General features: G+C 35.2%; 4 protein-coding genes. All 4 read right to left on the reverse strand.

Features of this window, described 5'->3' with window-relative positions; genetic code table 11:
- Positions 1–146 precede the first annotated feature (146 nt).
- The 4 genes from BVC87_RS06885 to BVC87_RS23210 all read right to left on the reverse strand — a co-directional run bounded on the left by BVC87_RS06885 (position 147) and on the right by BVC87_RS23210 (position 16,440).
- Positions 147–4,085 carry a glycosyl hydrolase family 8 gene (locus tag BVC87_RS06885; protein ID WP_075341627.1) on the reverse strand — a complete coding sequence of 1,313 codons (3,939 nt, stop codon included), beginning with the start codon at positions 4,083–4,085 and terminating at the stop codon, positions 147–149.
- 6 nt (positions 4,086–4,091) lie between these two features.
- Complete coding sequence (locus BVC87_RS06890; protein WP_075341628.1) at positions 4,092–6,446, reverse strand: cellulase family glycosylhydrolase; 2,355 nt, start codon at positions 6,444–6,446, stop codon at positions 4,092–4,094.
- A gap of 56 nt (positions 6,447–6,502) precedes the next feature.
- Positions 6,503–9,631, reverse strand: coding sequence for a cellulose binding domain-containing protein (locus BVC87_RS06895; protein ID WP_083629324.1), 3,129 nt, complete (start codon positions 9,629–9,631; stop codon positions 6,503–6,505).
- A gap of 98 nt (positions 9,632–9,729) precedes the next feature.
- Positions 9,730–16,440, reverse strand: a complete 6,711-nt coding sequence (locus BVC87_RS23210) for a glycoside hydrolase family 48 protein (protein WP_075341630.1) — start codon at positions 16,438–16,440, stop codon at positions 9,730–9,732.
- Positions 16,441–17,262: the final 822 nt, after the last annotated feature.

The following is a 17,262-nucleotide window of genomic DNA, read 5'->3' on the forward strand; positions in this document are numbered from 1 at the left end:
AAATTTATTGGTGTACTATTATGCACAACGAAAGTCATTATTTTCAACTTTGTTGCTAATTCCTTTTTCATGTAAAAGGCAAATCGATTTTTAAATATCGACTTACCTCTACACGAAATACATTGTCTTAAGTGTTTATTATTTAATTATTGTTTGATGATTTTTTCTTGTATTACCTTTCCTGTAGTGTTACTTCTCACTTCAAGAATGTATATTCCTTTGGTCAAGTTTTGCGTTGGAAGTTGTAAACGCGATTCATTAGTAAATACTTTATTCACTAATACTTGTCCTCTTAGATCTGTTATTCTAACTTCTCCTTTTTGATTGAATTTATTTACTAATTCGTTATTAGTATTTAAATTAATTGTAATAAAATCAATTGTTGGATTTGGTCCAATACTATGTACTAAAGGCATAGTATCTTTTGTAGTATTTGTTGAAGTTGTACCCGCTTGACAATTGGGCTTTTTAGCTGATTTACTGAAATAAATAGTAAAGTTTTTAGTTTTGGACACCAATACGAAATTTCCTTGGTCTATGGCCGCCCAATAACTACCATCCAATCCTGGAAAGCCAGAGTTCGCGATGGTTACTTCTGGTTGCGGTTGGTTAAAATTCTGAGTAACTAAAGGCAAGAAATTTTGCCACCAGGCAGGCACTCCATTATTTGTATTCATAGAAAGTTGCCATAATCCGTTATTTTGTAATCCCCAATTAATGCCAAAGTTGATTACATTACTTAAATCAGGGCCGCCTTCGCCTAGTATATGTACATGATTATAAGAAGCATTAATAGATGGTAAAGGATTATCTAATGGCGTATTGAATGTACAACCTCCTGGAGATGAATCATCTGTTACTGTAACAACTACTGTTGCTGAATCTTGTAGTGCCCCATCATCTACCGTAAGTGTTACTGTATAACTTCCAGATTGTAAAAATGTATGCGAAACTGTTTTTCCAGTACCTGAATTACCATCATCAAAATTCCAAGTATATGTGAGTGTATCTCCGTCTGGGTCAAAAGAATTACTAGCATCAAAGTTTACCTCTAACGGAGCAGTCCCTGCTATTACATCGCTCGTAAATACAGCTGTAGGTGCTTTATTTTCATTAATTGCAGGTTTGTAAATTTTAAACGCGCCAGCTACATGCATATAACTCATCATATATAATAATCCATCATAATAACGATACTTTCCTGATGGAGGTGTTAACTCATATAATTCATCTACAAATGGCCAGACTTTTGCATCAGCGAGTGCTAAACTTCCTACTGCATTACAAGCTACTAAACCAGGGTTATGATCGAAAGTAATAGGTGTAGTTCCATCTAACGTCCATGAACCTTCATAATTTGGTTTATCTTTAAAGAAATCGATCTGATTATTAATAATACTTTGCGTGTTGTTTTTACTTTTTTGAAACCATGCAAAATCAAATCCCATATTCATAATTACTCTCCAAGCATCGAAACCAAAATGACCACGATTCAAATCATCTTTAGGGCTACCATCAAATCCAGAATAATCTGGGGTTAATCCGGTTACTGGATGCGCTGCTCTTGGTAATAAATAATCTCTACTTCTGGCAGCCATATCAATCCATAACGCATTATTATTATCTGCATACAGTGCCCATATATCATAGAATGCTGCTAAATGATACGATGGATCTGTAAATTGAGCTGAATCTCCACAAGGAGTAAATACTATTTGTTTCTCATTTAAATCGATGAGATTTGTTGGACATTGCCCACTATTGGCACTCGCCTTATTAATCATATTATCTAAAATATAATTTGCCTGTGCTTTATAGTTGAACACATCCGTTTCTGAATTAAAGCTTCCCGATCCTTGTTGACTTCCCCACCTAGCGTCAGCAAAAAATAAAGCAGTGATAAAATATTCTTCTCCATCAGGAGCTGAATTTGGATCTATCATCCCATAATCTGTAGTATTGAGTTGCCAAGAAAATAGTCCTTCTCTAGACGTACCTGGTTTGTGTTGGCTATACGTTTTAGCAAATTTCCAAAGTTTATCAAATGCTTCTTTTTTATCCAACTGTACACAAATCATCATTCCATACGACATTCCTTCAGAACGGATATCATTATTCCCAGTGTCTAAAATATATGCCATATCGTTGCCAACTTCATACATCAATCTTTCAGAATCAATATTTCCATTTACAAAATATCGATTCCAAAGTTGATCTAACTTTTGCTGTACTGCCACTTCATTTTTCCCTGACTCGACAAACATATTACGATAAACATCAGTAACGAATGAAGGCTGATCAGGGATAACTGGTGCAGGCCTTGTATCTCCTCCTGAATCTGACTCAAGAGTAAATGTTATCGTTGAGTAATTAAATGAACCTTTATCCATAAAAACTCTCATTACTTGTTCTCCTGCACTAAGTGTAACATTTGGTATTTTTTGAGTAACATAACTCGTCCATCCACCTGTAGAAGCTACATTCTGTACTCCTGTAACATCTGCTCCGTCAAATTCAATATGATAAGCACCTTCAGATACTGCTGAAGCCACCATAACATCTATTGAATACGTTCCTGCTTGGGTAACATTTACTGTGTATTCTATCCATTCTCCATCTGCTGTAAAGCCTATATTACCACCATCTCCACCAAATTCTGTATCTACGTCTTCTTCTTGTCGAATTCCATCACCATCATTTCCAATTGTCGTATCGTGATAGGCTACAACTTCTCCTCCCAAATCAAAAGATGTAGCTTTAATTTTACCTGGTATGGACTGCGGTTGCCCATTTACATAGGGTACTTGTGGCGGCAATGGTACATCTTCAAAAACAACATTAATAGTATGATTTGTTGTTACATTAGTAAATGTATAGGTATCTATTGCTCCAACTGAAACACCATCTACCAATACATTTCCTATTTTATATCCTCGATTAACCGTAACATCAAAAGTTTGATTGTCGTTTTCAGACACCACTACATTACCTGATGGAGAAATAGAGCCACCTACATTTGTTGTTGCTTCAATAGTATATGTTACTCCACAAGCAGCAATACTTGGATCTAACATAGAAGCCGGTATAATCGATGTATTTTTAATTGAATTGATATCAGTAACCGAAATTTCTTCTGCGAAATTAGTTGCCCAACTTCCATATTTCCCATCGGTAGTTACATCTAAATCACTATTAGGTGAACCACAATCATTATTGTCAACAGCTCCCCATGACCAACTTAACCAACCAATTTGTTCTTCTTGTAGTCTTTTAATCATTTCTACATATGGAAAACTCTGTCCACAAGCTATAGGAGAAGCTACTTTTTGTGGTCCTTCTCCTATGATATAAGGTAACTTTTTTGATTTTGCATCTGCAATCATTAAATTTAATCGATCTACTTTTGCTTGATCATCACCATTTGTCCAATAGGTATGTACTGCAAAAATGATGTTATGTAAAGGGTCAAACTCTAGTAATTCATTACCTCCTTCTAAGAAATAACTTTCACGATTTCCATATCCTCCACAATCAATCATTAAAGGCGTATCTATTCCTGCTTCACGTAACTGAGTAATAGCATCTTTATAATATGCTACCCATTGTGCCGTTGATTCAGAACCATTTCCAACTTCATTACCAATATTTACAATCAGCCATTTCTTATACTTTTGGATCGTTGATAATACTGCTGGACGTTTCCAGTAGTCTAGTAGCATTTGTAGTTTACTGAAATCCCCTGTAGCATCATGTAATTCTGCAACAGGTATCATCGAGTTTTTAATACTATTATTAATTAATTGATCAAATTCTGCTTCGTTTCCTTGAGTAGTCCAAACCAACCGAACTGCATTAGAACCTGTTTTCGCTATTTCTGGCAAAATAACCTCACCTGTTCTATCTTGAGACCAAATGAACATTTCATTGTAACCTCTCATTACAATTTCTTCATTACATGATGATAGGATTTTTCCGTTCTCTACACGAATAGTATTTTGTGCGTATACTGTTTGATTATATAAACCTAATAGTAGTATGATGGTAAATGCAGCTAACCGAATAGCTGCATTTTTTATATTTTTCATTTTAGATTAGAATTGTTTAATTACTTTTTTCATCACTATTGTCTCTCCTTTTTGTACTTGTACAAAGTAGACTCCAACTCCTAACCTTTCCACACTTAAGGTTTCAATGTTAGTACTTTTTTTCACCTCTTGTTCTAAGATTACTATTCCAGAATAATCTACTACTCTAAGTGTTGCGTTTTGTAAATCTGAAGATGATTGTACCACAAGCTCATTTACTACTGGATTTGGTGAAACTGCTACTTGAATAGTTGGTGCTGTTTGATCACAATTTGGTGCTTGATTTGTTGTACTGAAATAAATAGTAAATCCATTAGTTTTAGAAACTAGCACAAAATTCTCTCCATCTAAAGCAACCCAATAACTACCGTCTAATCCTGGAAAACCTGAACCCGTAATTGTAATTTCTGGTTGTGACTGATTAAAATTTTGTGTTATAATCGGTAAGAAATTATTCCACCAAGAAGGCACTCCGTTACTTGTATTCATAGAAAACTGCCATAATCCATTATTATCTAAATCCCAGTTAACAGTTAAATTATTTACATTGCTTAAATCCGGACCATTACCTAGCACAAAAATATTTTCATAGATTTTATTGGATATTGAGGGTAAAGGATTCGTAGAAGGTGTATTAAAATCACATCCATTAGGTATATCATTTGCTGTTACAATAATTGTTTTACTGTCTATAACCTCAAATGCGCCATCGCTTACGGTAAGTACAACTTCATAAGATCCTGGTTCTGTATATTGATTAGAAACAATTACACCAGTACCTCCCATTCCATTTCCAAAATTCCACAGATAGGTTAGGTCATCTCCATCTGGATCAGAAGAACCTGATGCATCAAAATCAACTGTTAAAGGTGCATTACCTGTAATAACATTTGTTGTGAAACTAGCTACTGGAGGATTGTTTACATCTATATCAAATACTTCAATATCTTGAATCGCTGTACTTTGTAAATCCCCATCACTTACAGTAAGTGTTACCCTATACTGACCAGCTTGTGAGTATGTATTCGATACTGTTACCCCTGTAGCTGTATTTCCATCTCCCAAATCCCAGGTATACGTTAATGCATCTCCATCTGCATCGGAAGAACGAGAAGCATCAAACTGTACTGTTAATGGTGTTCCTCCTGTTGTTGGCGTAGCATCTAACCTTGCAATTGGCGCTCTATTTCCTGATCCATTAATTACATTAGGAATTAATGGAGCTTGGTAAGGTATTAATACATCTAACTTCCATTGATTTACAGAAGCCCAGTCATCTTGTAAAATTCCTCCCGTATCTCCTGAATTTGGATTCATACTCCAGAAAGTCCATGAATAACGATTTCCCATAAACTGGGTGAATTCAGTAAACCAAGTAAAGGCAATTCCTCCGAATGCATTTTGATTTTTAATTCCAAATTCACCCAAGAATATAGGTGAAGTTCCCTCTTCATATAGGTAATCATAATTTGCTTGCCATATTGCAGGCATGTTCTGTGGAAAATCTGATGCAGTAAACCAATCTTGTGGTGCTACTTCTGGTCCGTACTCATGTGCCGAATACATTAGTTTACTTGGATCAGATAATTGAACAGGGTACTGTCTAGCTCCCATCAATTGTCCTCCCCACCAATATGAATTTCCTTCGAACTCTCCTACACCTTCTACAATAATTAGTACGTTAGGATTTACATTTAAAATAGCATTTCCACATCGTTCTGCAGCTTTGTTCCAATCTGTAGCTGGATTGCTATTTCCCCAGCTAGAACCATGTGGTTCATTATTCAAATCCATTCCTACTACTGCCGAGTAATTTTTATAACGCTCAGCCATAAAAATCCAGTCATTAATCCAACGCTCTTCAGAGTATTCAGCCGTATACCAAAATGCTTCATTTAAAAATCCATCCGCAGCTCTAGAGTGATTGTCTAATACAATTTTTATGTCATTATCTTGACACCATTGCACAAAGACATCTAAGAGTTCAATTGGTTTGGTAATTTTTGTTTCCTCTTCATTCATTGGAGAAATACCTGTGTACGCATCCGATCCATACGAAGGAATATCAATTGTAGCTCCTGGATCTAACATTTCGTTACACCAAGGAACTCTTATGGTATTAAAACCTAAATCTTTGATTTGTTGTAATACACTTTTCATATCTCTGGTCCAAATTCCATGAGGAAAATAGTTTTGGGTTTCGAAACCAAACCAATTCACACCAGTCATACGTACTTCTTGACCTCTAGAGTCAATTAATTTATTTCCTGACACAGAAAGCCAGTTTTGTTCTTGCGCTATTGAAATTATGCTGGTAAACAACACAACTAATAGACTTAATTTATTTAGTGTTTTCTTCATTTTGTTGTTCTTTTCGGTTAATTACTATCTTCTGCAAACAAGATTTATAGTCTAGCTTATCGTTTAACTATTAATCTTTTTCTCACCATTTCATAGGTGTTTTCATCTTGAATTTCAACAACATATATTCCTACAGGCAAACTTGCTATTGAAATTGTATTCGAAGTGTTACTTTCTACAATATTTCCACTAAGGTTTCTAATATTTACCTTTAAGTTATCTACTTTGCCATTTAGCTGAACAGTCACTTGATCTATAGCAGGATTTGGATATAGTTTAGCATTAGATAATGACATTGTAGTACTTGTTGTAGCTGAAGGTTCAGTACCCCAAACTAAACTTCCATTAAGATACATGGTAATGTTTCCATTAGGGGTATAATTTGTTGATGTAGCATCATATGAATAATCGTCGTTTTCATTAAATGGACTCCAATTTGCTTTAGCATAACGGAGTTGAATTGGCCCTGAATTTTGTGTCGCAGCAATTGAACCTGCTCCAGATGCAAAAGAAACTTCTATATAATTCATTCCATTTGCTAATCCAAAAGCTCCATTTACGAACTGACTCCCTAACTGAGCCCAATCACACCAGAAGTTTAAATCGTTACTATTTTCCGATGTAAACCAATAGCGAACAGTTAATGCATCATAAGCCACTGGTTGATCTCCGTTATTTACAATTCGTAAATGTGGATTAATCATATTGTCTGTAGCATTTCCTCTTCCTCCATCAATATATTCTACTACTAATGCAGCATTGGTAATTTCTTCTGTAACTTTAATTGTTTTAGTAGCTGTTACTGGCGCCACAACTCCATTATCTACAGTAAGCGTCACTGTATAATCTCCAGGAGTATCATATGTATGTGTAGCTGTTACTCCAGTTCCTGTAGTAGTATCTCCAAAATCCCAAGTATAGGTTAATGTATTTCCTGTTGGATCTAAAGAAGCAGAAGCATCAAAATTTACCACTAAAGGCGCTACTCCTTGTTCTTGATCTACGGTAAAACTTGCTATAACTTCTGTAGAATTTACAGTAATGGTTTCTTTAGCTTGGCTTGTTAAACTTCCATCACTAACTGTTAGTGTTACTTCATAGTTTCCGCTTTGCGTAAACTCATAATTCACTATTTGATCTGTTGACGTATCTCCATTTCCAAAATCCCATTCGTAGGTTAACGTATCTCCATCTGGATCTGAAGAACCTGAAGCATCTAAATTTACAACCAATGGCGCATCACCCGAAACCGGTGTAGCAGTAATAATTGCTATTGGTGCTTTATTAGAGGTTCCTGTTGGCTCCACTCCACTTACTAACTGTCCATTTAAATATAAACCTACTCTTTCCCATGTTCCGAAATCAGTTTGAACAGCACTATAAGAATAATCATTTGTTTGATCCATATCTGACCAAGTCTGATTTGCAAATTTAGGCTCTATTCTTCCTGAGTTTTCATTTCTACCTAGTGCCCCTGCTGCTTTGTCTAATGTAATTTCTAAATACTTAGTATCTGAATCTACTGTAACAAACTTTCCTTTTACATTACTGCTTCCTATCTTAGCGTAGTCAACAAAAAAGTTTATATCCTGATTATCATCAACATCAAACCAATATCTAATACTTAAGTCTTCATACCCAACATCTACCGATGAGTTATTTTGAATTCTAAAGTGAGGTTTTATAATATTGGTAATTGCATCTGGTGATGCATTTTTGTATTCCAATTCTAAAATTCCAGTTCCACCTACTTGTATATTTCTCCCACTAGAGGTTTTAGTTACTCCATTTACTCCTGTAGCTACTGAAGTGATACTATAATTACCATCAGGCAATATGGCATCAAATTCGAAAGGAGTAGTAGTATCTTCGCCTAATGATACGCCATTAGCAAAAAACTCTACTTTAGCTACCGTATTATTTGCGTTGACAAGATTGGCTGCTATATGAACGTTACTACCTGTTACGTATTTATCGCCTGCTTTTGGTGACATTAACGATAAGTATATTACTTCTCCACCAGACATATCTTCCATTTTTTGTGCATGACTTTTATAAATAGCCAGCTCAACATCTCCTTCGAAAACGCCAAATTTATCTCTAGGTGTATTATTATCTGGGAACCACCAGAAAGCACTTCCTCCAATTTTTTTATCTTCTATAAAACCATAAATTTCTTCCCACCATTCTAATCGCTCAATTCTTTCTACATTAAATTCTCCAATGTATAATGGTTTTTTGATAATATCATGAGATTCATCTGCCCACTGACAGATTAATGCCATAGTTTCATCTAACGTAAAATTAGACCAGCTCTCACGAATGTATGGATGCGCTGATGTAAAATCGATATATGGTGATTCATGAATTTTAATAAAGTCGTTTCCTTCATCTCCCCCAAATCCATATTTAAGTCCATGTGCTTCTAACCCTGTACCTAACATATGATTTGAATCTAAAGCTTTAATAAAAGCTCCCATATCGTCCACCCAAGCTCTAAGTGTATCTGAAGTTAAATCATCTCCAAAACCTTGATATCTTGGTTCATTCATTAATTCCCAAGCTAAAATAGTTGGGTCATTTCTGTATTCTACTCCATCATAGTGATTTTTACGTGTAATAAAATATTCCACATAATCTTTATATCCTTGTACAGCAGATGCATTGGTAAAAAACTGTCCTTGATCATGTGTTCCTGCTCCTTCTACATCTATTCCTTCCCATTTGAGACGATCTTTAATTCCTCCATAATCATTCCAATAATTTTCTAGTGCAATTATTAGTTTTAATCCATTTGCTTCAGCAGATTTAACCACATAGTCAAATAGTGAAAATTGCGCTTCACTATATACTCCTTTTTGTGGTTCAAATCCGTGCCAATCTTCATGACTAAATCCCCAAATACGGATAACTCTAATTCCATTAACATAAAGTCTTCTCATATGCTCATCAATACGTTGTTTATCCATAAACTGAGTTTCTATATCTCCACTTGATGATCCATACGTAAAAAAGTCATAAACGTTAGCTCCTGATATATAAAATGGTTGTCCATCTAACATAAACTTATCTCCTTCAGCATATACAAAACCTGAAGGTACATTTTTGGTTTGTGCTTTTATTTGTAGTGCGGTTAACAATAATAACGTACAAGTTACTAATGCTCTAAACATTAGATTTTTCATAGTTTGAGTACTATTTATTTTAAATTCGGTTGATTGCTTAATTGGTTGAAAAGAAAAAGGAGGAGCGTATACACCACTCCTCCTTTTAAACCCAATAGTTATTTGGTAACTATAATTTTCTTTCTACTGATGATAGCTGAACTTGCTATATCCTTAGTTTGAAGTATATATATTCCTACTGGAAGTCCTTTAACAGACATTACTGTTGATTGTTGAGCGCTTTCTAATTGTTGAGTTCCTACTACTCTACCTGAAAGATCTATTAGTTTTAGCTCTACTTTATTTTCATTATTTGAAACTGATACATTCAACATATCTTTTGTTGGGTTAGGTCCAACACCAACTACCATTCTTTTTACAGCTGGTTGATTTGTTGTTGTTTGATTATCTCCAAAGAAGAATCCGTATTCTGCATTTGCTAAAGCAACTTCAATTTGTGCCCAGCTTCTGTGGTAACGTTGCGTATACTCTTGACCAGTATTGTAAGCTTCTTCTAATCGAGCAAAATCAGGATCATTTCTATAATTAGATCTGATATCTAAGAAAGTAACACCTGGCTCAATAACATCTCCATTTGGCATTGTTCCTGAGAATCCAGAAGGTACAAATACTTCTTGTTCAAACATACGTGAAAAGTCTCCTCTAGACTCAGGAGCAGAAACACCTTTGTCATCTCTGTAAGTCACCCACATTCTATCTAAAACTTCTTTAGCTAAATCACGAGAAGCTGTATCTAATGTTTCGTACTTTTCGGTAGCTGCTGCATAGTAAATTAATGCTTTTGCCATAGAAGCTGCAACTCCTAAATCTTTACCATAGTCTGTAACTGTAACGCTAAGTCCACTATTAGAACCTGGATTATTAGGATCCCAAGTATCAGGCTCTCCTGTCCATTCTAATGTTGCTGGAATATCAAAATCATCATCACCAATAAGGATTACTACATTTTTCACCCAATTAGCCCATTTGTCCATTAGATTTTTAGCCATTGCATCATTTGTGATGTAATAGTACTCTGCAATACGCTCCATAGACCATGCTTGCCATCCAAACCAAGTACCACTTCCTGGGTCTTCATATACTGGATTTGTATCGAATGCCATGTCATAGAATGTAGATTTTCCTGCTGGATAAGTACTATAATCTCCATTCCAACTATTCGTAGCTCCACCAGCAATACCACCTTCTTTAGATTGTAACCAAGTATAGAATTCTAATTGTCTTTGTAAACTTACTCCCCAATCTCTTGCTCCATTTGGAGTTGCTGGTTTTAGTTCATCCACTTGAGACATTGCATAAGCTGCTACTGGGTTTTGGTATCCGAAATGACAGTGACTAGAACTAATTCTGAATGCCCAAGGTGCAGAAGTATCTACTGCTCCTCCCCAAGAAATATACCATGACATTAAGTAGTGCGCACTATCATAACCAGTACCTGCTCCTGTAGTTTCACTTTGTACTCCTAAAGGTTTAAAGTACTTATCGAACATTCCAATTCTTAAGTAGTCACCCATTTTAGTTGCTTTATCTAAATCTAAAACATTTAAACTAATGTTTTGCTCTTTAGCATATACTTGTGCCCAGTACATTGCCTGAACTGCTCTTGCATCTGCATCTGTTGCACTTGTGTATCTCCATTGTCTAGAATAATTTTGATCTATAGTGAATAATGGTAAATAACCATCAGCTCCTCCCCAATCAAATCCTTCCCAAGATGGATGTGGTATTGTTTCATAAACAGATTCCTGCTCTCCTCTTTGGAAAGTGTTGATATATGAAGGTGTACTCACACCATCTCCTCTGTTTCCATAACCATAGAAATTATCATTATCTAATAACCAGTGCATTTGATACACTTCTGGTCCGTAAGCAGCTGTTAATTCTGCTGATACTGGATCCACTCCCACAGGAGCTGAGAATTCTAATGGTGCAGGGTAACCGCTAGGTAATGCAAATTCTGGAGCATACGCTGCAGGGCTTGAAGGGTTATAAGCTGCATTAGTTGGTTGATCTGCTTTAGTAGGAATAATAAATTGTTCTATTTTATCCCAAACATCACTTAATTTTGACCAATCTTTGTTTACTCTACCATTCATTACTTCTAACCATAACCAGTATGAATATAACTCACTAGTTGATTCATGTCCGTGGTCTGGTGCCTCTACAATTAAAGACTCTATTGAGTGGTGCGGAGAACCATCTGCACTAAAATATCCATTTTCAGGAGCATAAAACTCTGCTCTTAATTCGTTAAAACGATCTAAGTATACATTTCCTGTAGGATCTGGATCTACAATAATCGGTGTATCTGTAGCTCTAATCACTATTGTTTTTTGAGCTTCACCTCCATTACCGTCAGATACTGTTAATACTACTGGAATATTACCTTCTGTAGTAAATGTATTATCAACTGTAACTCCTGTTCCTGTATTTCCATCACCAAAATCCCAGCTATACGTTAAGGTATCTCCATCAGGATCTGAAGAAGCTGATGCATCAAACGTAACTGTTAATGGAATTTGACCTGTTGGTGGTGTAGCTGTAAATTCAGCTATTGGATTATTATTACCTCCTGATCCTCCATCACAATTTGGAGCTGTTGCTGAAGTACTAAAGTATAGGGTATATGCTGCTGTTTTAGATACTAACACAAGGTTTCCTTGGTCTAAAGTTACATCATAAGCACCATCTAAACCTGGAAAACCTGAACCTGCTATTGTGATTGCTGGCTGAGCACTGTTAAAGTTTTGTGTTACCTTACTTTTTAAATCGTTATACCAATTTGGAGTACCATTATTTGTGCTCATAGAAAGTTGATACAATCCATTATTTCCTAAATCCCAGTTTATTGTCAAATTAGTTACATTATCTAAATTTGGACCTCCAGAACCTAAAACGTATATGTTTTCGTAAGCTTGATTTACAGATGGTAACGCATCAGATGATGGTGTACCAAATTTACAATCTCCACCTGTAGAAACTTGATTACGAATTACCTCAATACTGTTTGATAAATCAAAGGTACCTGCTAAACTACTTACATTGTTTCCAACTGCAGCTCCTTGTAATCCATCTTCAAAACTTAAATGCCAAATAAAACAACTACCATCACCAGCTGTATCAAAATCAACTCCCTCTAAAGCTGTTAATGTTGCTGGTAAACCTAAAATGTTTGATTGTGCATCAGTTACTACCCAAGTAGAATTTGCTCCTACATTACCTGTAAGTGTTATTCCTGAAACATTATCTACAATACCATCTCCAACAGTAAATGTAAATGGCCCTCCACTAATTGTTCCTCCATCTACTACTGGATTTACAAATGGATTACGGATAACTTCAATACTATTTGATAAATCGAATGTACCTACTAAATCGCTTGCATTATTCCCTACTGCTGCTCCTTGTAGTCCATCTTCAAAACTTAAATGCCAGATTAAACAAGTACCGTCACCAGCTGTATCAAAATCAACTCCCTCTAAAGCTGTTAATGTTGCTGGTAAACCTAAAATATTAGATTGTGCATCGGTTACTACCCATGTAGAATTAGTTCCTACATTACCTGTAAGTGTTATTCCTGAAACATTATCTACAATACCATCTCCAACAGTAAATGTAAATGGCCCTCCACTAATTGTTCCTCCATCTACTACTGGTGGATTCACAAATGGGTTACGAATTACTTCAATACTATTTGATAAATCGAATGTACCTACTAAGTCGCTTGCATTATTCCCTACTACTGCTCCTTGTAGTCCATCTTCAAAACTTAAATGCCAGATTAAACAAGTACCGTCACCAGCTGTATCAAAATCAACTCCCTCTAAAGCTGTTAATGTTGCTGGTAAACCTAATATATTAGATTGTGCATCGGTTACTACCCATGTAGAATTTGCTCCTACATTACCTGTAAGTGTTATTCCTGAAACGTTATCTACAATACCATCTCCAACAGTAAATGTAAATGGCCCTCCACTAATTGTTCCTCCATCTACTACTGGTGTAGAAATGGTGCCACAATCTGGTTTAGTAGCTGAAGTGCTAAAGTAAATTGTATAGCCTCCTGTTTGAGAAACTAAAGCAAAATTACCTTTATCTACTGTAGCCCAATATGCTCCATCTAATCCAGAAATCCCAGAATTTGTAAATGTTATTGATGGCTGTGCACTATTAAAGTTTTGTGTAGAAACAGATCTAAGATCTACATACCAATTAGGAGTTCCGTTATTTGTATTAATTGCAAATTGATATAAACCACTATTAGCTAAATCCCAATTAATGGTAAACATAGTTATGTTATCTAAATTTGGTCCGCCATTTCCTAATACAAATATATTAGTGTATTGTGTATTGTCTATAGAAGGTAATGCTTCAGCTGTTGGTGCTCCAAAAGCACAACTTACATTACCATCAGCTGCAGTTATTGTTTTTGTAGTTACATCTGTTTGTCCTGCTGCATTAGTTACTGTTAATGTCACAGTATATGTACCTATATCATAAGAAGCAGATGTAGTAACTGTATTAGCAGACTGACCATTTCCTAAATCCCAAGAATAGGTTAAAGTACCTCCAGCAGGATCAGAAGAAGCAGAAGCATCAAACTGTACTGATAATGGTGCTGCTCCACTTTCTGTACTTGCTGTAAATGATGCAATAGGACTTCCGTCAGTAACTTGTATTGTTTCTGTAACTGGTGAAGATGTATTTGTTCCATCACTAACTGTTAATGTAACTACATAATCCCCCACAGCTGTGTAAGTAGCTTTAGGATTTACTAAAGTTGAAGTAGTACCATTACCAAAATCCCAGCTATATGTCAAGTTATCTCCATTAGGATCAGAAGATGCAGAAGCGTCAAACTGTACTTCTAAAGGTGCAATTCCTGTTTTTGGCGTAGCTGTAAAAGATGCTGTTGGTGTATCTCCTCCATTCGGTTCTTTACCTCCAACTAATTTTCCGTCAGCATAAATTGGTACATTATCAACTATTTTTAATGTGTTGTTAATTCCTGTTCTTGAAAAATCATTTGTTGCATCCCAAGCACTTTCATCTGCTGTATTAGGAATCCCAACACGCATTTGAATTTCACTTCTGTATTCACCTTGTCCACCTGGGAATGGCATTTTATCTTGATCTACTGCTACTTCTACATAATAAATATTACTTGATGCATCCCATGCTTGTAATCCTCCTACTACGTTTCCTGCTCCTCTAGCTGTGATTTGATAGTCACTAGGTGATAACCCAGCAGCTACTCCTTCAGAAATATTAATAAAATAACGAGCAGTTAATGTATTCGGTACTCTAGCTGGCCAAGCAGATCTGTTATTTAACCAAATTGCTACCTCTGTAAATTTAGAAGAAGTACTATTTATTTTTACCTCATTCATAAATTCTGGACCTGGTACTTCTGGCTGAGGGAAATTCGCTAAAGGCGTTCCTCCAAACTCCATAATCATTCTTGCTAAAACTCCTTGGTAACAAGCATTATAATCTGTAGCTACTTCATTTTCTTGGAAATCAGAACGATCTTCATCATATCCATCATCTGCAGAGTTAGGACCACCTATTAATGCTCCCCATAATGTATGTCTAGATTCTACTGGGATAGCTTCACTACGTCTCCAACTACTGTGTTGTCCTCTGTGGTGAATTTTTGTTGGTGGATTGTTTCCAAAACCAGTTACATAACTTCTATTAATTGGATTATCTCCTAAAGCATATTTAATTTGATCTACTGCAAAATCATGGTATTGTTGCTTTTTTGATGTTGCTACATTATCACTATAAATTAATGCTGTTAATGCAGCATTCATAGAATGACGTAACGATCCCCATTGAAATAAATGTGCTTGTCCTCCTGGAGAATAGTTAATTCCTCCACCTGGTTGCCAAAAATCTAAATGACGCTCAGAATCAATTTTATATTGATCTTTTCCAGTTAAAATGGCTAATAATATCATATTTCCATAGGATTTATCATCCCAAACTAAACTCCATAAGAAGTCTGGTTGTGCATATTCTGCCTCGGCTTTATCAAGATATTTTTGTTCTCCAGTAGCTTGGTATAACCATAAAGCTCCCCAAACCACTTCATCTTCATAAGGACCAGCTGGATATGTTGGTCCTACAGGCGTACCTCCATCTGTATGGTAAGATCCTCTGTTGGTATCTCCAAATTCAAATAATTCTTTTGCGTGTTGTAATAATGTAGCACTATAAGCAGGATCACTATCTTTAAAAACCATACTTGCTGAGGCCAAAGCTGCTGCTGTTTCACAAGAAACTTCTGTTCCAGGATTAGATGGTGTTAATTTGTGTGCTTTTCTAACTCCATACATTGGATGTACATCTACCATTTCTGCTGGCATCCAATAGTTATGGTCTTGCCCTTTTTCTGATATTTGCACATAAAACTCATTTGGAGAAGGATGACACTTAATAAAGTAGTCTGTTACCCATTTTATGTTACGTTTAAAAATTTCTGTTTGGTTTGTATTGTCGTACCCTTCTTTATATTCTAGGTATCCCCAATTTAATGCTGTAACAGAAAAAGCCATTGGAAAACCAAATTTAATATGATCTCCTGCATCATGCCATCCACCTGTTAAATCTAGTCCGACATCTTGTCCGTCATTAACACCAGAATCACCCCGCCAACTAATTCTATTCCAGTCTGGTAATATTCCTGACTGCTGGGTTTCATAAAAAAGAAGTGATTTTTGCAAAGCTTCTCCGTAATTGTACTGCGAGAAAACCTTGGCTGATAATGTGAGAAATATTCCCACAAATAAAAGTTTAAGTTTCATAATATGATAAATTAATTTAGGTTACTATTGAATATTATCATCCCATTTCAATTATTAGTGTTTTTTATTAACACACTAATAATCAATCATTAGGATATTTAAAATATTACTAGAATGATGATGTTTACATGAAGAAATAGGGAATTATATCTTGTAAAATACTATTCTAGATTTTTACTTTCAATTAAGTACACGCATAGTAACATTAGCTATCACAATGATAATGATAGTAATATCTAGGCAAAATGATTTTTATCAATAATAAATTGGTAAACCAATTCAAAATCGATTGAAGACTATTAAACTATGTTACTAGAATGGATTGTATTTTTTGAAGAATTTATTTGGTTTTAGAGGGATTCTTTTAAAATAAAAATTCTAGGGTGTTAAATAAGGGTTTAGTCTAAAATGATTTACGGTTGTTGTTTGTACTTAGTTCTTTTTTTAATAGTTTTTCATACGCTCATGCTTTATATTACACTGTATAATGCATTAGTTAAAAAAATTAGACACATCTAATACGTATTGTAACATATTAGTTTTGTTTTATATGTAAATTGATCTAGTTGTACTTACTACTTAGTTATTCAAAATTGTGTTGAACTAATTTTAGAGGTTAATGTTATTTGGTTAAATTTATTTGTATTGCACATATTTTAATCTCGGGATTCTGGGGTTATTGATTAAAATATTTTATCATTAGAAAAGAGCTTATTGTTGGTAGCTACTTATATAATTAACTCTTTCTATTTTTGATCGTTTGTTTAATCAAATATACATATAAAACATTGTATTCCCATGCATAACGGGGTACATTGAAGT

Source organism: Tenacibaculum agarivorans (genome assembly GCF_001936575.1).
In the GTDB taxonomy this organism is placed as follows: domain Bacteria; phylum Bacteroidota; class Bacteroidia; order Flavobacteriales; family Flavobacteriaceae; genus Polaribacter; species Polaribacter agarivorans.

Excerpts from the sequence above, each read along its gene's own strand:
- BVC87_RS23210 (WP_075341630.1), bottom strand. The coding sequence starts at position 16,440 with ATGAAACTTAAACTTTTATTTGTGGGAATATTTCTCACATTATCAGCC.
- BVC87_RS06885 (WP_075341627.1), bottom strand. The coding sequence starts at position 4,085 with ATGAAAAATATAAAAAATGCAGCTATTCGGTTAGCTGCATTTACCATC.
- BVC87_RS06895 (WP_083629324.1), bottom strand. The coding sequence starts at position 9,631 with ATGAAAAATCTAATGTTTAGAGCATTAGTAACTTGTACGTTATTATTG.
- BVC87_RS06890 (WP_075341628.1), bottom strand. The coding sequence starts at position 6,446 with ATGAAGAAAACACTAAATAAATTAAGTCTATTAGTTGTGTTGTTTACC.